The following is a 17,989-nucleotide window of genomic DNA, read 5'->3' as shown; positions in this document are numbered from 1 at the left end:
TGGTGACATCTCATGCTGGCGGCGCCTTCGGTGGGTCCGCAATTCTGGTGAGGCCTGCTTGCACGTCCTGCATTGTTCCCTAGGGTCTGGCGACTGACGATGGAGGTCCCCGACGAGAAAGTCGATTGCATCGTCATCGGCGCCGGCGTCGTCGGCCTGGCGATTGCGCGGCAGCTGGCGCTCGATGGACGCGAAGTTCTTGTCGTGGAGGCCGAGGACAGCCCCGGGCTGGGCACGTCGAGCCGCAACAGCGAGGTCATCCATGCCGGCATCTACTATCCGAAGGGCAGCCTGAAAGCGCAGCTATGCGTCGAAGGAAAGAACGCGCTTTACCGCTATTGCGAAGCGCGCGGGATTCCGCACAAACGCATCGGCAAGCTGATCGTCGCCGCCAGCGACGCGGAATTGCCGATTCTGGAGGGGATCCGGACCAAGGCTGCGGACAATGGTGTTGCGGACCTGGAGATGCTCAGCCGCTCGGATGTGGAACGCCTTGAGCCTGAACTGGACGTTGCCGGCGCGCTTTTGTCCCCAAGCACGGGGATCGTCGACAGCCGCGCGCTGATGCTGGGGCTACAGGGCGATGCCGAGAATGCCGGTGCCACCTTTGCGTTTCGCGCGCCGGTTCTCGGCGGGAGCGTCGACGAAACGGGCTGCGAGCTCCAGTTTGGCGGCGATATGGAAGGCTATAGGATCGCCGCAAATCTGGTCATCAATGCGGCCGGATTGTCAGCCCATCTCGTTGCCCGAAGCCTCGCGGGCGGGCATGGCGGCAAAATCCCAGATGTCACCTACGTCAAAGGCAATTATTTTGCGCTTGGACGCCGCCCGTCCTTCAACCATCTTGTTTATCCGGTTCCGGAACCAGGCGGCCTCGGAGTTCACCTGACGCTGGATATGGGCGGATCGGTTCGTTTCGGGCCGGACGTCGAGCCCGTCGATGAGGTCGGCTACGCGGTCGACCCAACTCGGGCCACGCCATTTTACGCGGCCATCCGACGCTATTGGCCGGGGCTGAGGGACGGGGAACTGGAGCCGAGCTATTGCGGGCTGCGGCCTAAAACGAACGGGTTGCAGTTCGGCGATTTCGACATTCTGGCAGATTCGTCCGGACGGCTGATCAGTCTTTTCGGAATCGAGTCACCTGGCCTGACAAGTGCGCTCGCCCTGTCGGATAGGGTTGTCCAACTAGTCAGAACGACGAACTCGTCTTGCCTTAGCCTTTGACCGCTCCAGCGGTCATGGATCCTGATATCTGCCGATACATCACAAGACCCAGCAAGGCCGGCGGCAAGGCGCCCAGCATCATGACCGCGGAAGCGGTTCCCCATTTTACGCCGCCGCCGCTTGCGGCGAAAAAAAACGATGCGCCGACCGTCATCGGGACGGCACGGCTGGTTGTCAGCATGAGGCCGAAGAGGAACTCGTTCCAGGCAGTGATGAAGCCGAAAATGAAGGTTGTGACGAGCGCCGGTCGGATGACGGGCCGGACGATCATCATCATCACCTGCAAGGAACTTGCGCCATCGACTTTCGCCGCCTCGTCGAGTTCGACCGGTACATCTGAAATCGCGTTCACCAGGATGACGAGCGCAAGCGGCGCGTTGACGATGGTCAGGATGAGCCCGAGCCCGATCCGCGTATCGAGCAGGCCCAGCCACTGGTACATCATGTAAAGCGGGATCGCGAAGATGATCAGCGGCACGGCGCGAAGGTTGATGACGATCGGCAGGACCAAGCGCTTTCCCGCCTCGCTACGCGCGATCGCATAGGCAGCCGGGAACGCGAGCGCGATCGCAAGGCCGGTTCCAATCAGCGCCGCCACGGTGCTGTTCAGCAGATAGGCATAGATGTTGAAGCGGCTGGTCTGCGTCAGGACCTCCAGATAGTTGTCGAGCGTCGGCTGGCTGATCCACAAACCGGGGTTCGTCGAAAGCTCGCGCTGGCTTTTGAGCGATGTGATCAGCGTCACGATAATGGGGAAATTCATCGCCAGCACGGCGATGGCAAAAACGATCCAGCGCAGTGCCCTGACCATCGTCAAAGCTTCCTGCGGCCGGCAAGCCGGTTAAGGCCGTGGAGAACGATGAACGAAGCCAGGAACAGCACAACCGAGGCGGCGACCGCCTTGCCGATAGCCCCTTCCTTGAAGAAAGCCTGATAGATGTAGATCGACAAGGACGTCGTTGAACCGCCAGCGCCACTGCCGGTCAGTGCGTAGACATTGTCGAACACCCTGAAACCGTCGATGAAACGGATGAAAAACGCGATGACCAGCGTCGGCTTCATCAACGGCAGGTCGATCCAGCGGACGATCTCAAACGGTGATGCGCCATCGAGCGAGGAGGCTTCGCGCACGTCGAGCGGTATGGCCGAATAGGCCATGTAGAAGAGCAGGAAGGCGAAAGGCGTCCATTGCAGCGTCTCCACGACGACAAGGGTGCGGAAGGCATTGTCGATGTCGAGGAAGGCCGGGCTGTCGCCGAACCATTCGAAGAGATAGTAGGGGACGGGGCCCGCGAATTCATGCAGCACCAGCCGGTACATGAGACCGACCATGGCCGGCGCGACCATCAGCGGCAGCATCAACGGCGCCATCAGGACTGGACGCTTGCTCAGAAGCGGCGCCAGGAAGATGGCAAGGAAAAGGCCGATCAGACATTCCGCCGATGCGGTAAGAATACCGAAGCGCAGAGAGAACCAGGCCGAGCTCCAGAATTCGCGGTCGTTCAACACCGCGACATAGTTACCGAAACCGCTCAACACCGGACTGCGCAACGTCTCGAATGTGACGGTCGAAACGGAATAGATCAGATTGACGATCGCCGGAAAGCCGAGAAACAGAAGCAGGAAGCCGACCAGCGGCGTCAGATACTTCCTGCCTTCGGCACGTGTCACAAGGGCCATGTCGATCCGCCAAACGCGCCGGATACCGGGCCTCGGCCCGGCGTCCGGCCAATAATTTATTTCTTCAGAAGGTCCTGCATGCCCGCCTTGGTGTGGGCGAGCGCATCCTCGAGGCTCTGCTGGCCGGACCAGTAGCCGGTGAACTCCTTTGCCTGCAGCTCATAAACCGGGAGCGCACTCGCGGACGTCGCTCCGGTCATGACATAGCCGTACTTGCTGGCGAATTCGCCGAGCTTGACGAGGTCGGGACGTTCCTTCGCAACCTTGCCGACGACATCGGGAGACAATGCCGGCGAACCGCCGCTGCGCGCATAGAGCAAGGCCGCATCCTCGGTGGCGAGCCACTTCAGGAACTTGACGGCGCCTTCCTTGTTCTTGGCGTTCTTGTTGAGGCCCAAACCAAGGCCGTGGATATGATCGGCGCGTCCGTCGGGACCTGCCGGCGGCGCGATGATCCCGGTCACCTCGGCGACGGCCGGGGATTTTTCGGTGCTGGTCAGATCCGCCGCCGCGGCGTTCCACTGGAGCGCTGTCGCGGCCTGGCCGGATGCGAAGGCCGCGTTGGTTTCCGCATATTCGTAGCTCAGCGAATCCTTGGGCGACGACCCGGCATCATAGAGCTTCTTGTAGAGCTCGAGGCCTGTCCTGTAGGCATCGGAATCCACCGTGACATTGCCGTCCTTGTCCATCCAGTCGCCGCCGTAGGAGCGCGGCAGCGACTGGAAGACCATCATGTTGAACAGCAGGTTCTTCATCTGCAGGACCGTGCCGTAGCGCACCGGGCTGTCGGGGTTCACCCGCTTGGTGAAATAGAGGGCGGTGGCCCCCCAGTCGTCCCAGGTCCAGCTGTCCGGGTCTTTCGGCTGCAGCGGCTTGCCGAGATACTTCTGGGCGATTTCACCATAGGTCTTCCTGGCGGCGTCATCCCTGATCAAGGCGTCGATGAGATCCTTGCGGTAGTACATGAAGTGCAACGAAAGGTCTGTCGGCACGCCGTATTGCTTGCCGTCGAACTGCATCGTCTTGAGAACGGATTCGCCGAAAACCTTGGCCGCGTCCGCGCCAAGATCGATCGGCTCCATATAGGGCGCGTAGCGACCGAGCGAGTAGGTGGCGACGAGGTTCACGTCGAAGGCACTGGATCCGGCCGCCATGTCGGCCTGCAGCTTGTCGTAAAAGCCTTCGCGGTTGAAGAACAGCAACTCCACCTTGTCGGCATCACTGGCCTGCTTGTTGTAGGTTTCCACGGTTGCCCGCAGTGCGGTTTCCTCGGAGCCGCCAGGCCAGCCGAGCACGGTCACGGTTGCGTTGGCAGAGGTCGGCAAAGCCGTCCCCGCAAGGAGGGTGGCCATAAGCGCAAAAGACGTCCTGCTCAATTTCATGATCGTTCCCTTCTTTTTTTGATGATTTTTGCATGACATGATCGGGCGCGCCGTTACCTTGCCCATTCGGCAAGATCGGCAACACCGATGACGCCGGCGTGGCCTCCGAGCTTCGCCGCTACGAGATCGGGGGAAAGGCGCGGCGGGACCTCGCTCAGATGTGCGCGCACCCGGTCGAGATAGCCTTCTGCAAGACCGATGCTGCCGCCGATGACGATCAATTTGGGATCGAACATCATCTGAATGTCCCGGCACAGCGTCGCGACCCGCGAGGCGCTCTGCGAGACGATGGCGCCGGCCCAGGCCTCGCCCTTCAGCGCACGCCTGAACACATCGACGGCATCGGCCTTGAAGCCGGCCTTGAGGGCTTGCGAAGCGATCCAGCGGCCGGAGGTGCCGTCCTCGAGCGGAGCCCGGTCTTCAGACAGACTACGGATCAGACCGAAGTGACCGGCAAGACCGGACAGCAATCGGCCGTTGCAAACGATGCCGCCGCCAATTCCGGTCGAGATGGTTAGAAAGACGATGTCGCGACCTTGCCCGGCGCCGAATTTGTATTCGCCCCAGGCAGCTGCCTGGGCATCGTTGACCGCACAGACCGGCTTGCCGAAAACAGAGGACGCCCTTTCGACCAGCGGGTAGCCGTCGGGAATGCCGAGGGTTGCCGGATTCAACGCCGACCAGCGTCCATCCTCTACCAATCCGGTCACCGCAATGCCGATACGACTGAAGCGGCTCGACCAGGCCGACGTGCTTTGCGCCAAGGATGCAAGCCAGGCGTCGGGTCCAGCCTCTCGCGCGGTCGGCACGATCATGTCCTCGATCACCTTGCCGCCGCTGACCAGCGCGGCCATGGTCTTGGTTCCCCCGATGTCGATGCCCAGAACGGTTGGGCCCAGGACACTTGTGCCAAGGGCGGTTTGCGCGCCCCTCGCCACATAGGCGTCGGAAAGCGCCTGATGGAACCATGAGGTGACGTGCTCGGTACGGGTGATCGCCGAGCCGACAACCACGGCACAGGCGCCGGCGCGCGCGGCGGCAGCCGCCTGCTCAGGCGACCGGATACGCCCTTCAGCAATGACGTAGGGGGTCAGGGTTCGCATTTGAGCGATGAGGGCGATGTCCGGATCCTCAGGTTCCGGCCCGCCGACATAGCCGGAAAGCGTCGTGCCGACGAAATCGACACCCGCGGCAAGGGCCCGGCGCGCATCGTCAAGGCAAGAGCAATCGGCCATGGTCAGCTTGTTCCTGGCCTTGACGGCTTTCACAAGCGCTTCGACAGGAACGGGACGGACACGGTCCGTCGCATCGAAAGCGATGATATCGGCTTCCGCCTCGGCCAGGGCTTCGACATCGGCCAGATAGGGTGTGATGCGCACGGGGCTGTCGGTGAGATCGCGCTTGACGATACCGATGATCGGCACGCGGACGGCCAGGCGGGCGGCCGCGACATAGGGCACGGATTCGATGCGCAGGGCCTTGGCTCCGGCTTCAACAGCGGCCCTGGCAAAGCCTGTCACGAATTGCGCACTATCCATCGGGCCGCCGGGAACCGGCTGGCAGGACACGATGAGACTGTTGGTGATGTCTTCCCGCTGCACGTCGGCACTCCCTGTCGCCATCACGATAAATGGAAAATACCAGATTACAACCAGTTCATAACTGGTATTATCTTTGCAGCTCGAAGACGAAATCGTAGACGTCGCCCTTGTATCGTGTCTCGCAGTATTCGACGATTTGTCCGTCGGCGAGAAAGCAGCGGCGCTCGGTCATCAGCAGCGGTGCGCCCGGCTCGCAATGAAGGTGTTTCGCATCCTCCAGCGACGCGCCGCGCGAGCGCATGCGCTGGACTGCCCTCTGAGGCAGGAAGCCGCGTGCATCAAGCGCTTCATAAAGGGAATCCTGAACCATCTCGGGCGAAGGAAGGAAGCGAACCGGCACGGCCGAGACCTCGACGGCGATCGGCGCGCCATCGGCCGTCCTCACACGACGCATCCGAACTACATTGGTATTGCCTGCAATACCCAAGGCCATCATTTCGGCTGGGGATGGGCGGCTTATCTGCTTGGAAAGCCATAGACATCCAGGCTTCAGGCCGCGCGCCAGAATGTCCTCCGAAAAGCTCGTCAGCGTCGAAAGCGATTTCTCGACCCGCGACCCGATCTCGGTTTTGGAACCATGCCGGCGATTGAGTTGCCCTTCCTCTTCGAGCAACGCCAAGGCCTTTCTCACGGTGACACGTGAGATCGACAGAGCTTCCGCCAGAACCCGCTCGCCTGGCAGAACCGCGCCGGCCTTCAATGCATTGGAGCGGATCGCTGCCTCGATCGCCGATTTCAACCGCCTGTAAAGCGGCACATCGGACGCTGTCGCTTCCATTTCCCGACTGACAAGCCCGATCAGGTTCACGGTTGTCATTGCCTTTCCTCCGCGCGAGAAGCACCCTGGATCGGAACATTCCTGACTGGACCTATACTGGTATTATCAATCCGGTGCAAACGGCCAGCGGACGGTGCTTCGTCCGCGCCCCCGGCACACCACGATCCCTCAGCGAACCCGCGGTGACAACTTCATGGAGATGCGATCGCAGGCCGCGCGCAGGACCTCTAGAGTATAGGCATGGCGGCTTTCACGCGTATGGCGATTGATATAGGCGACGATAATGGAGGCGACGGCGCTGCCGTCCGGTCCGATGACCGGACAGCAGATATCGGTGATGCCGACGAAGTCACGGCTTTCGCGCATCCAGCAGCCGTCCGCGCGGATGATCCGAAGCTGCTTTTCCAGCGCGTCACGATCCAGCGGCGCCGGGGAGTGCGCCTCACTTTCATCGATCATCCGCGCCGCGACCTTTGGCGGCTGGAAGGCAAGTATCACATGGCCGGAGGTCGCGTCGGTGGCTAGGCGGCCGTATCCAAGGCGTAGCGTGAACGCCATGTCCTCGCCGCCGGGAACGGCCGCGGTTACGACGGTCAAGCCATGATTGAAGACGACCAGGTGCGGCGACTGATTTGAGTCTCCGGCAATCCGCGTCAGTTCGGGCATGGCGGCGGACATGAGATCCTGAGCGCTCGGCGTGTGCAGCCCCAGCTTGAAAAGCTTGTCGGTCAACGAATAGGCGTCGGTCTCGGCGTTGCGCTCGATGTATTGACGTTCCTGCAGCGCGATCAGCATTCGGAATATCTCATTTTTCGAACGGCCTAGGCCTTCCGCGATCTCCTTCATCGTCAAGGGTGCCCGCGCTTCCGCCAGCAGTTCCAGAACATCCAGGCCCTTGCTCAGCGCCGGGGCCGAATAGGTCGGTTTGCCACTCTCTTTTGCGTCATCTGACATTCGAAGAATCCCCGGTGGTCCGCGCACGATAGAGATAAGGAATCGGAATTGCCATTGGTTTTATACCCAAACTTGACACCATATATAAAACTGACATGATGGCCGGGACAATGAATTCGAGGCCGACCCGATGATCGTACCGAGACCTGCAAACACTGTGCGCGCAACCATCGCTCCCCGGAACAACAGTGTTTACACGTCGGTCGATTTCGATCGCGAGGGCAAGCAGGTCGGCTTCTTCCATGTGCCCCAATCGCCGCACGACGATGCCTGGGGCACGGTCCGCGTTCCGCTCGCCGTCATCAAGAACGGAGACGGTCCGACGGTCCTGATCGAGGGCGGCAACCACGGCGATGAATATGAGGGGCCGATCGCGCTCGGCGAGCTTCTGCGCGAGATCGATCCACGGGATATTGCCGGTCGCATCATTGCGATTCCGGCCATCAACATTCGGGCTGTCGAGGCCGGCACCCGCACCTCCCCGGTCGACGGGTTGAATTTCAACCGCAGTTTTCCGGGCGATTTCAACGGCACGCTGACAAGCCAGATCGCGGCTTACGTGCATGACATCCTGTTTCCGATGGCCGACTACTTCCTGGATCTTCATTCCGGCGGTTCGTCCCTGATGATCTTGCCGAGCGCGATCATCGAGCCATCCCCGACCGCGCAAGGGCATCGCAAGAACATCAGGGCGACGCTCGCCTTCGGGGCGCCGACCGTTGTCATGGTCGACAATCTCGGTGAAACCCGGACCTCGACCGCGTCCGCCAACCACCAGGGGCTGATCGTCATCGGCAGTGAGATGGCCGGCGGCGGCCTTGTCAGTCCAGATGCGCTGGCCATCTGCCGCAGGGGCATCCGCAATGTGCTGAAACATGCAGGCGTCCTGAAGGGTGCGCCTGACATTGCCCCTGGCGCCAACGCACGCGTGCTCAAGGTGCCCGGAAGCGAAGGCTATCTGCTTTCCGAGGAGGACGGTGTCTTCGAGCCCTTGAGCCCGCTCGGCAGTGCCGTCAGCAAAGGCGACCTTGCCGGACGCATTCACTTCCTCCACACACCGTCCCGCGCGCCCATCGATCTCCTTCACCCCATCGACGGCATCGTTTTCGCCAAGCGTCAGCCCGGCCGCGTGCGTCCGGGGAATTGCTGCTTCGTGCTTGCCAACGAATATCCGGAGGCACTGACCGATGAGCCATGAGGACATCATTGCGGCTGCCCGGCGCATTGCCCCCTTCATACGGCGCACCCCGGTCGTCAAGCTCGACCATGCCGCGGGCGCAAACCTTCAAAATGATGTCTATCTGAAACTCGAGTGCCTCCAGGTGAGCGGCTCCTTCAAGATCCGGGGCGCCACGAACCGGGTGAAGACGCTCGAGCCGAGCCGGATCGAAAACGGACTGGTCGCCGCATCCGGCGGCAATCATGGCCTGGCCACCGCCTATGTGGCTGCCCGGGCCGGCGTTCCCGCCACCATTTACCTGCCGAACAATGCAAGCCCGCTGAAGGCGGAAAAGCTGCGCAAATGGGGCGCTGACGTTCGCTTCGCAGGCAATGTCTGGGATGAAGCGCATGAGGCGGCATCGGCCGAGGCAAAGGCGCGCGGCGCCTTCTACATGCATCCATTCGCCGATGCGCAGATCGTGTCCGGTCAGGGAACCGTGGCGCTGGAGATGGTCGAACAGATTCCCGATGCCGACATCTATATCGTCGCGATCGGCGGTGGCGGCCTTATCAGTGGCATGTCCGAAGTCCTGAAGCACGTCAAACCTGAAGCCAGGATCATCGGTGTCGAGCCGACCGGTTCACCGACCCTTCACGCCTCCCTGGCTGCCGGCCGTGTCGTTCGCTTGCCCGAGATAACGACGAAGGTGGCGACCATGGCCTGCGGCCGCACGGATGAAAGCATCTACGCGATCGTCGCCAAGCACGTCGACGATATCGTCCTTGTCGAGGATGCGGACATGCAGAAGGCCGCTGAATTGCTCTGGTTCGAATTCGGCATCGCCGCCGACCTCAGCGGCGCGGCATCGCTGGCCGCGTTGACGAGCGGAGCTTTCAAGCCACCGCGCGGCGCCCGCATCGCCGGACTTGTCTGCGGCGCCGGTGTCGAGGGCCTGAATGGCTGAGGTCGAGCAAGGCCGGTCCACGCAGGGCGCGGCCCTGACATGGATACGGCACGAGTGCCGCGGAATACCGCCGGAATGCCTGTCGCTGGGACGGTCGTCGTGCGGGACATGAAAAAGAGGCGAAGAATCGCCCTGTCGCAACAAGAGGAGAACTGAAACATGCGCCTTTCCTTGAAAGCATCCATTGCCCTGCTCGCACTCGCCATCGCGACGCCCTCGCTTGCCGCGGAAAAGGTTCTTGGGCTTGCGGCAATCGACCTGCAGAATTCCTTCTTTGTCCGCATGAAGGAAGCGGGCGACGTGGCTGCCGCCGACTATGGGGTGAAATCCACCTGGCAGAGCGCCGAGGGCAGTCTGGAAAAACAGGTCAGCATCATCGAGAATTTCATCAATCAGGGCGTCAGCGCGATCCTGATCGATCCGATCGACAAGAACGCGGTCATTCCGGTCATCCAGAAAGCCACCGCCGCCGGCATTCCGGTGATCACCATGGGCAACAAGGTCGAGGCCGGCTCGAACTATTCGACGCTCTATCCGGACTACGACAACATGTCGATGGTTGCCCGCGCGCTCGGCAAGTCGCTTGGCGGCAAGGGCGAAGTCGCCCTGCTCGTCGGTTCGCGTGGCAACTTCGTGTCCGACACGCGCGAAAAAGGCTTTGTCGAAACCCTGAAAAAGGAGTTTCCGGACATCAAGGTGGTCGGGATCGAGCCGACCGGCTGGGACGCAGCCAAGGCAACCAATGCCGCCCAGACATGGCTCACCACCTATCCGGATCTGAAGGCCATCGGCTGCATCTCCGACAGCCTTTGCCTGGCAGCCGATTCCGTTGCCAGCTCGATGGGAACCCAGTTGCTCTACGGCGGCTATGACGGCGACGCCGAGATGAAGCCACTGATCGACGACGGCAAGATGGTGATGGACGTGCTGACCGGCGCCTATCGTGTCGGCTACTGGAACATCGCCGTTGCCGCTCGCCTGGCCAACGGCGAAAAGCTGCCGCAGGATCTCTACATGCCGACCTATTTCGTGACCTCGGATGCGACGGCGGCGAAGCTCAAGGCGGATGGCCTCACCTTCGAATACATCAATACCGACAAGGAGGCGGTGGAAGCCAAGAACTATACCGAGCAACTCGGTCCCAAGGTTCCGGCGACCGCCATGACCCTGGCAAAGTAACAGCCTAAAGCGGCTCAAGCGCCGGATGACATATCATCCGGCGTCCCCTTTTCCTGACGATCGCCATCGCCGCTTCCGTGGTGACCGCGCATGATGCTCGATAAGAGGACCAACCCATGTTCCAGTCCTGGACCTCTCCGTTACTGCGGCGCAACGAACCGGTCCTCATCGCGGTGCTGCTGGTCGCCATCGCCGTCTTCGGCTGGATCGATCCGCGTTTTCTGTCGACCGGCAATCTTGTCAGCATCGCGCAGCAGAGTGCGGTCATCGCCCTCATCTCTTTTGCCATGACGGTCGTGATCATCGCGCGCGGCATTGATATTTCCGTCGGCAGCAATCTTGCCTGTTCCGGCATCGCGGCGGGCCTTGCCTACACGGCAACCGGCTCGGCGAGCTTGAGCCTTCTCGCCGCGATCGGTGGCGGTGCCGCAATCGGTCTGCTCAATGGAGCGCTGATCGGCTTTGCCGGCATCTCCCCATTCATCGCAACGCTCGCCACCATGGCGTTTGCGCGCGGCCTGGCGCTCAGTCTCTCCGGCGCATCCAGCATCGCGGTCGCCGATCCGGTCCTGCTTTTCGCGGGACGCGAGACGATCGGCCTCCTACCGGTCTCCGTCATCATCGCCGCCATCTGCCTGGGCCTCTGGTGGTTCGTGCTCAATCGCACGGTGTACGGGCGCTGGATCTATGCGGTCGGCGGCAATGCGGGAGCAGCGCGGGCCTCACTGGTTCCCGTCGACCTCGTGCGCATCTCCGTCTACCTGATTGCCGGCGCAACGGCCGGGCTCGGCGCGATCCTCACCATCGGCCGCCTTGGTTCGGCACAGCCGCTTGCCGGCACCGGGCTTGAATTTACAGCCATCACAGCCGCCATCATCGGCGGCACGAAACTGTCCGGCGGCCAGGGCTCCATCTGGGGAACGGCGATCGGGGCGCTGCTGCTGGGCGTCATCAACACCGGCCTGTCCTTCCTGCAGGTACCGCAGATCCTGATCTACTTCGTGACCGCGAGCCTCATTCTGGTGGCCGTTCTCACTAGCCAGCCGGAGAGTGTCGCCGCCCTGTTCAAAACCAGTGGCCGCAAGTCCACCCCGTCGCCCCGCAACACCGCCGCAACACCGGTCGGCAAACACAGCATCGCCTTGCGCGGGCTTGGCAAGTCTTTTCCGGGCGTCAAGGCACTCGACGGTGTCAGCTTTGCCGTCTCGGCCGGCGAGGTGGTAGGACTTGCCGGCGAGAACGGGGCCGGAAAATCGACGCTGGTGAAGTGCATTTCCGGTCTGCATCGTCCGGACGAGGGTGAGATCGTCATCGACGGCAACGCCGTCCAGTTCCACTCCCCCAGCGACGCCAAGGGCATCAGCGTCATCCATCAGCATTTCAGCCTTTCGCCGGACCTGACGGTGGCGGAGAATCTCTTCATCGGCCGCGAACCGCATACCCGCCTGGGATTTCTCGACCGGGCCCGGATGCGGCGCGATGCGAAATCCATCATGGACGAGCTGTCGCTCGATATCGACATTGGCGCGGAGCTGCGAACGCTTTCCGTCGGGCACCGGCAGATGGTGGAAATTGCCCGTGCCGTTCTGTCCGATGCCTGGTTCTTCATCATGGACGAGCCGACCAGCGCGCTCTCCAACCGCGAGCGCGACCAGCTCTACGACCTGATCGACAGGCTGAGAGCTCGCGGCGCCGGCATCCTCTACATCTCGCACAAGATGGAAGAGATCTTCAGCCAGTGCGACCGCGTCGTCGTTCTGCGTGACGGACGGTTCATCGGCGAGCGCCAGACCCGCCAGACCAACGAGGCCGAGATCGTCTCCATGATGGTCGGGCGCGATGTCGGCGACATCTTCCCCTATCTCGAAGCGCAAATCGGCGAAACCGCGATCGAGATCAGCAACATCTCCGATGGCAAGCTCTTGAAGTCGGCCACGCTCAGCGTGTGCAGGGGCGAAATCGTCGCGCTCGCCGGCCTGATGGGAAGCGGCCGCTCCGAGGTGCTCAGGCTGATTGCCGGCCTCGAGACCATGCATGGCGGCACGCTCAGAATTTTCGGCGGGCAGCAGACCGGCGGCGACACCAAGGCCGCCAATCGCGCCGGCATCGTCTACATACCCGAAGACCGGCATCTGGAAGGCTTCGTCGGCACGATGTCGATCAGGGACAATCTGTCCCTCGCCTGGATTCGCGATAACAGTCACTTCGGCCTGCTGAGACCTCGCCGCATCCTGGCACTCGCCCGCGATCTCATCGGCTCACTCGGCGTGCGGCCGGCCCAGCCCGACAAGATGACCATCGAGCTTTCGGGCGGCAATCAGCAGAAGGTCGTCATCGGCAAATGGCTTGCCACTAAGCCGAAGATCATCCTGCTCGACGAGCCGACACGCGGCGTCGACGTCGGCGCAAAATCCGAACTCCATCACCTAATCGCAAGATTGAAGGCCGAGGGCGCGGCGATCCTCATGGTGTCGAGCGAGTTGCCCGAGGTTCTCGGCGTTGCCGACCGCATCGTCGTCATGCGCGAAGGCCACTCTGTCGGCACGCTGGCTCGTGGGGCGACGGAAGAAGACGTGATGACGCTGGCCTTCGGTGATCGCACGATCACACCACAAGCTTGCGCACCCCGGCCAGCATCCAACCTTGCACCATGCCTGTAAGGAGAAACCCTTTGAGCAAGCTGAAAATCGCCATCGTCGGTGCCGGCTACATGGGTCTCCTGCATGCGCAGGTGGTTGCCGCGAGTCCTGTCGCCGAACTGTCGGCATTCGTTGATCCGAATGCTGCCACGGGGAGCAAGGCCGCGTCGGATTTCGGTGCCCGGTATTTCCGCGATGCCACCACCGCGCTGACCGCCAATGCCGCCGACGCCTATATCGTGGCGGCACCCGACACGCTGCATGAAGACGTCTGCCGCATTCTGCTCGATGCCGGCAAGCCGGTGCTGCTCGAAAAGCCGATGGCTCATGATCTGTCCCCTGCCAAGGCGATCGCGAAAGCAGCGGAGAGAAGCGGCGCACGCCTGTTGGTCGGCCACATCCTGCGGTTCGACCCTCGCTATTGCGAGGCCGCGGCAGCGGTAAGATCCGGGCGGATCGGCGAGCCGATCCACGGCAGCAGCGGCCGTTTCACCAGTCGCGAAGTCGGTCTTCGCATGAACGGAAACTCGAGCGTCTGCTTCTACCTCGGCGTGCACGACGTGGATGCGCTGCAATGGATCTCAGGTTCGGACATCATCGCCGTCTACTCCCGCCCGGTCGCCAAGCTCATGCCTTCGCTCGGAGTTCGATCCGAAGACGCGATCTTCTCCACCGTCGAACTGTCGAACGGAATGAGCGGACAGCTCTACTTCGGCTGGACGCTGCCACCGACCGTTCCGACCGGCATCTGGGCACGCACGGAAATCATCGGCACCGAAGGCATGATCGACCTCGACGTGCGCGACCACGGTCTACGCATCCTGTCGCATGGACAGTGGTCGCAACCCGACGCCCTGCACTGGCCGACCGTCAATGGCCGTATCACCGGGGATCTCTTCGAGGAGGTCCACCATTTCATTTCGGCGGTTCGCGACGATACCCCTTTCGTGATGCCGGTTGGCGACGCCCTGCGCGCCGTCGCCGTCAATGATGCAATCCTGCGCAGCGTCAAATCAGGCCTGCGCGAACCGGTCGAAGACTGGCACATCCGATGAGAGAACCCTCATGACCCGCCAACAGAACATCTGGTGCAGGCGCTTTCTCGACCTCTCGCCGTTGATCCTGCTGGTCATCCTGCTGGCGATCTTCGCGCTCATCGACGCCCGCATCGTTTCAACCGCCAGCCTCATCAACATCGTCGCCCAGGCGACCCCGATCGCCATCCTGGCGCTTGGGGCTCTGATCGTTCTGCTGACGGCGGGCATCGACCTGTCCGCCGGCGTCGGCGTCGCCTTCTGCGCCGTCTTCATCGCCAGCCTGATCGACGGCGGCGCCGGCCTGCCGCTTGCCTTGCTCGTCGGCTTTGCCGTGATGGTGGTGATCGGCCTCGCGAACGGCGCCGTTATCGCACTGTTGAAGATACCGCCCTTCGTGACGACACTGGCCACAATGGTCGCGCTGCAGGGCGCAACGCTTGCCGTTGCCTCCAAAGGCGTCCTGATGCTGAAGGATCCGACGCTTCGCGCGGTCGGCATTGAGCGCAGCTTTGGCATTCCCAATGTCATCTTCGCAACGCTCCTGATCGTTGCCGTAGCAGCAATCCTGATGCGGCACAGCCGTTTCGGGCTGCGTACCTATGCGCTCGGGTCGGATGCCGGAGCCGCGGAACTTGCCGGCATCCCGGTGACGAAACACACGATCCTCGTCTATTGCGCCTCCAGCATCTTCGTCTTCCTGACGGCCGTGATCATGATCAGCCGGGTGCCTGTCGTGACGCCCAATATCGGCGGTACCTCGCTGCTTCTGGACGCGATCGCCGCTGCCGTGCTTGGAGGCACCAGTATCTTCGGCGGACGGGGAACGGTGTGGGGGGCGGTCGTCGGCGCCCTGATCGTCAGTCTGCTGACAACTGCGCTTCGGGTGTTCGGCACGGATCCTTCCAGCCTCGAACTCTACAAGGGTGCAATCATCATGGTCGCTCTCCTGGCCGATTCCGGCATGACCTACGCCAAGGCGCGGCTCGTCGAGGCAGCACGATGAGCGAGCCAGTTCCGGCCTTGCCGATCCCGCTCAGGTCCAGCTTTGCGCTGATGACCTCGCCGGATACGGAAAAACACGCGACAGCCGGCGTGCATAAACCCGTCGTCATTCTGCCGCTCGGCGCTGTCGAGCAACATGGCCCGCATCTGCCTCTCGGCGTCGATTGCTGGCTTGCGGAAGCAGTCGCTCTCGCCGCGGCGGAAGGACAGGCTTCCATGCGGGTCGCCGAACCTTTCGCCTATGGCTCGTCCGAGCATCATCGCTCCTTCTCCGGCACGATGAGCCTCAGTCCGCGGACCTTCATCGCCGTGCTCGTCGATCTCTGCACCTGCCTTGCCGAAGACGGCTTCCTGCCGGTCATGCTGAACGGCCATGGCGGAAACCGCGCCGCGATCCAGGTGGCGATCACCACCCTTGGCCAGCGTGGCATCGTCACCGCGGGTTTCTCGTATTTCGATCTCATCGCCGACGTGGCGGCGCAGGCCCTGCCCGATGCCGCCACGGGCACCGGTCACGCTTGCGCGCTTGAAACCTCGTTGATGATGCATGTGCTTGGCGACAGCGTTCGCCGCGATCTCATCCCGCCAGGCGGCACTTCGCCATCCTGGCCGGATCCTCACCTTTACGCCGCGCCGGCCGTCACCGTCTGGCGCCGTTTCGAAGCCATCCGCGACAACGGCGTCATCGGCACGCCATCGGAGGCGAGCGCAGAGGCCGGCAGCAGACTTTTCATCGCAGCCGTGGAGCGCAGCCGTGCCGCCATTTTGAACATCCAATCCGAATTCGGCCAAAGGAACGCATGATGACAGTCCATTTCAAATCGTCTCTCGAAGGCCCCAACCTGCGCGGCATGGCGATCGTCTCGGAGCCGGAAGCAGCCGCCCGCATCGGCATCAACCGCATCGGCGGCGAGTGGATTGCCGGCAGCTCGGGCAAATTCCTGAAAATCGACAGTCCTTCGACGGGCGAGCATCTCGGCTATCTCTCCCTTTCCACCCGCGCCGATGTCGGTCGCGCGGTGAAAGCCGCCGAAGGCGCACGCGAGACCATGCGCAAGATGGGAACCTTCGCGCGCGCTCAACTATGCATGCGCATTGCCGACGCGATCGACAGGCGCGCCGAGGAGCTTGCGCGCCTGCTCTGCCTGGAACAGGGTAAGCCGTTCCACAGCGAAGCAAAGGCCGAAGCGTCGGCGGCGGCTCTCGGCTTCCGCAATGCGGCAGAACAGATGAAGTGGCTGGAGACGGCGGCGTTTCCGCTTGCCGATGCCAACAAGCGCGCCTTCAGCTTCCTGCAGCCGAAGGGCGTCTTTGCCATCATCACACCCTGGAATTTCCCGCTCGCCCTGCCCTGCCTCTACTATCTCGGACCGGCCGTCGCAACGGGCAACACCGTCGTCTGGGTGCCCGCGCCGACGACGTCGCTGATTGCCACTGCACTTGTCGAATGCTTCATCGAGGCGGGCCTGCCGGACGGCGCCATCAATCTCGTTCTGGGTGACGGTGCGGAGGTGGGCGACGAGGCGGTCGTTCATCCGGGCACCCATGCCATCGGCTTCACCGGCAGTTCCGCCACCGGCGCGACGATCGCCCGGCGTGGCGCGGGCAAGCCGCTTCTGCTCGAAATGGGCGGCAACGGTCCGACCATCGTGCTGGCCGATGCCGATATCGACATGGCTGCCGCCCAGGTCGGGGCCGGCTGCTTTGCCAATGCCGGGCAGATCTGCACGGCCACCGAACGCGTGCTGGTGCATAAATCCGTCCATGACCGTTTCATCGAAGGTCTCGTGAAAGCGGCCGCGAAGGTGAAAATGGGCGACCCTTTCGATCCCGCGACGACGATGGGGCCGATCAACAATGCGGTGGCCGTCGACAAGGTGCTCAGCCACATTGCGGACGCCCGCTCACGTGGCGCCGAGATCGTCACCGGCGGCAATGTGGCGGCGGGCTTTGCCACCAATCTCTATTTCGAGCCGTCGATCGTCACAGGACTGACCCGGGAAAGCCTGCTCAATGTCGAGGAATCCTTCGGGCCGATTGCACCCGTGCTGACCTTCGAGACCGACGAGGAGGCGATGGAACTTGCGGCGTCCAGCCCCTACGGCCTGTCGGCCGCGGTCTTCACCAGCACCATCAAGAACGCCTTTGCCTTTGCTGAAAGCCTGAGGGTCGGCATCGTCAACATCAACGAGATGAGTTGCTATTGGGAGCTGCATATTCCTGCCGGCGGCGCCGCCGGGACGCAGAGCGGCCTCGGTCGCACCGGGGGTCGGCACACGCTGATGGAAATGTGCGACTTGAAGACGATTACCGTGGATGTCACTCGCTGACATTCAAGGCCCGCGCCTTTTTGCGCGGGCCTGCCCTCGCGACCATATGCAGTT

15 protein-coding genes are annotated in these 17,989 nt (G+C 62.4%); 9 read left to right on the top strand and 6 right to left on the bottom strand.

The features are described from left to right. The first annotated feature begins 99 nt into the window (after positions 1–99). Positions 100–1,227 (top strand): NAD(P)/FAD-dependent oxidoreductase, encoded by a 1,128-nt coding sequence (locus NKH06_RS02665; RefSeq protein WP_128303908.1) that lies wholly within the window; start codon positions 100–102, stop codon positions 1,225–1,227. Here the strand turns inward: NKH06_RS02665 and NKH06_RS02660 are convergent. From NKH06_RS02660 to NKH06_RS02635, 6 genes are all read right to left on the bottom strand, one after another. Further along, on the bottom strand, positions 1,217–2,038 hold the full coding sequence (locus NKH06_RS02660; RefSeq protein WP_023809440.1) for a carbohydrate ABC transporter permease: 822 nt from the start codon (positions 2,036–2,038) through the stop codon (positions 1,217–1,219). The genes NKH06_RS02665 and NKH06_RS02660 overlap by 11 nt on opposite strands. A gap of 2 nt (positions 2,039–2,040) precedes the next feature. After that, positions 2,041–2,907 carry a carbohydrate ABC transporter permease gene (locus NKH06_RS02655; RefSeq protein WP_023809441.1) on the bottom strand — a complete coding sequence of 289 codons (867 nt, stop codon included), beginning with the start codon at positions 2,905–2,907 and terminating at the stop codon, positions 2,041–2,043. A 56-nt stretch (positions 2,908–2,963) separates the two neighbouring features. Beyond that, positions 2,964–4,259: an ABC transporter substrate-binding protein gene (locus NKH06_RS02650; protein ID WP_245486173.1), complete on the bottom strand. Its 1,296-nt coding sequence runs from the start codon at positions 4,257–4,259 to the stop codon at positions 2,964–2,966. An 83-nt stretch (positions 4,260–4,342) separates the two neighbouring features. Continuing rightward, positions 4,343–5,911, bottom strand: coding sequence for a putative N-acetylmannosamine-6-phosphate 2-epimerase (locus tag NKH06_RS02645; protein ID WP_352892127.1), 1,569 nt, complete (start codon positions 5,909–5,911; stop codon positions 4,343–4,345). 46 nt (positions 5,912–5,957) lie between these two features. Further along, entirely contained in the window at positions 5,958–6,707 is a 750-nt protein-coding gene (locus tag NKH06_RS02640; protein ID WP_023809444.1) for a GntR family transcriptional regulator, read from the bottom strand. Between the two features lie 129 nt (positions 6,708–6,836). Continuing rightward, a complete protein-coding gene (locus NKH06_RS02635) occupies positions 6,837–7,622 on the bottom strand; it encodes an IclR family transcriptional regulator (RefSeq protein ID WP_352675296.1) in 786 nt (261 codons plus the stop codon). A 130-nt stretch (positions 7,623–7,752) separates the two neighbouring features. Here NKH06_RS02635 and NKH06_RS02630 point away from each other — a divergent pair, with 130 nt between their 5' ends. The 8 genes from NKH06_RS02630 to NKH06_RS02595 all read left to right on the top strand — a co-directional run bounded on the left by NKH06_RS02630 (position 7,753) and on the right by NKH06_RS02595 (position 17,935). Then, complete coding sequence (locus NKH06_RS02630; RefSeq protein ID WP_352892126.1) at positions 7,753–8,820, top strand: succinylglutamate desuccinylase/aspartoacylase family protein; 1,068 nt, start codon at positions 7,753–7,755, stop codon at positions 8,818–8,820. Beyond that, the gene (locus NKH06_RS02625) at positions 8,810–9,748 is read left to right on the top strand and encodes a threonine ammonia-lyase (protein ID WP_352892125.1); all 939 of its coding nucleotides are present in this window, start codon (positions 8,810–8,812) and stop codon (positions 9,746–9,748) included. The genes NKH06_RS02630 and NKH06_RS02625 overlap by 11 nt, the downstream gene beginning before the upstream one ends. 159 nt (positions 9,749–9,907) lie before the next feature. After that, entirely contained in the window at positions 9,908–10,927 is a 1,020-nt protein-coding gene (locus NKH06_RS02620) for a sugar ABC transporter substrate-binding protein (protein ID WP_352631310.1), read from the top strand. Positions 10,928–11,043: 116 nt separating this feature from the next. Then, the gene (locus NKH06_RS02615) at positions 11,044–13,587 is read left to right on the top strand and encodes an ATP-binding cassette domain-containing protein (protein WP_352892124.1); all 2,544 of its coding nucleotides are present in this window, start codon (positions 11,044–11,046) and stop codon (positions 13,585–13,587) included. An 11-nt stretch (positions 13,588–13,598) separates the two neighbouring features. Then, entirely contained in the window at positions 13,599–14,621 is a 1,023-nt protein-coding gene (locus NKH06_RS02610) for a Gfo/Idh/MocA family protein (protein ID WP_352551558.1), read from the top strand. Between the two features lie 10 nt (positions 14,622–14,631). After that, positions 14,632–15,606: an ABC transporter permease gene (locus tag NKH06_RS02605; protein WP_023809451.1), complete on the top strand. Its 975-nt coding sequence runs from the start codon at positions 14,632–14,634 to the stop codon at positions 15,604–15,606. Continuing rightward, positions 15,603–16,409, top strand: coding sequence for a creatininase family protein (locus NKH06_RS02600; RefSeq protein ID WP_352892123.1), 807 nt, complete (start codon positions 15,603–15,605; stop codon positions 16,407–16,409). Before NKH06_RS02605 ends, NKH06_RS02600 begins: the two co-directional genes overlap by 4 nt. Next, the gene (locus NKH06_RS02595; RefSeq protein ID WP_352892122.1) at positions 16,406–17,935 is read left to right on the top strand and encodes an aldehyde dehydrogenase family protein; all 1,530 of its coding nucleotides are present in this window, start codon (positions 16,406–16,408) and stop codon (positions 17,933–17,935) included. Before NKH06_RS02600 ends, NKH06_RS02595 begins: the two co-directional genes overlap by 4 nt. The last annotated feature ends 54 nt before the right edge of the window (positions 17,936–17,989 follow it).

The organism is Mesorhizobium sp. M1342 (assembly GCF_040317955.1).
Lineage (GTDB): Bacteria > Pseudomonadota > Alphaproteobacteria > Rhizobiales > Rhizobiaceae > Mesorhizobium.
The sequence above is the reverse complement of the archived record's forward strand: the minus strand, read 5'-3'. Positions and strand labels throughout refer to the sequence as shown.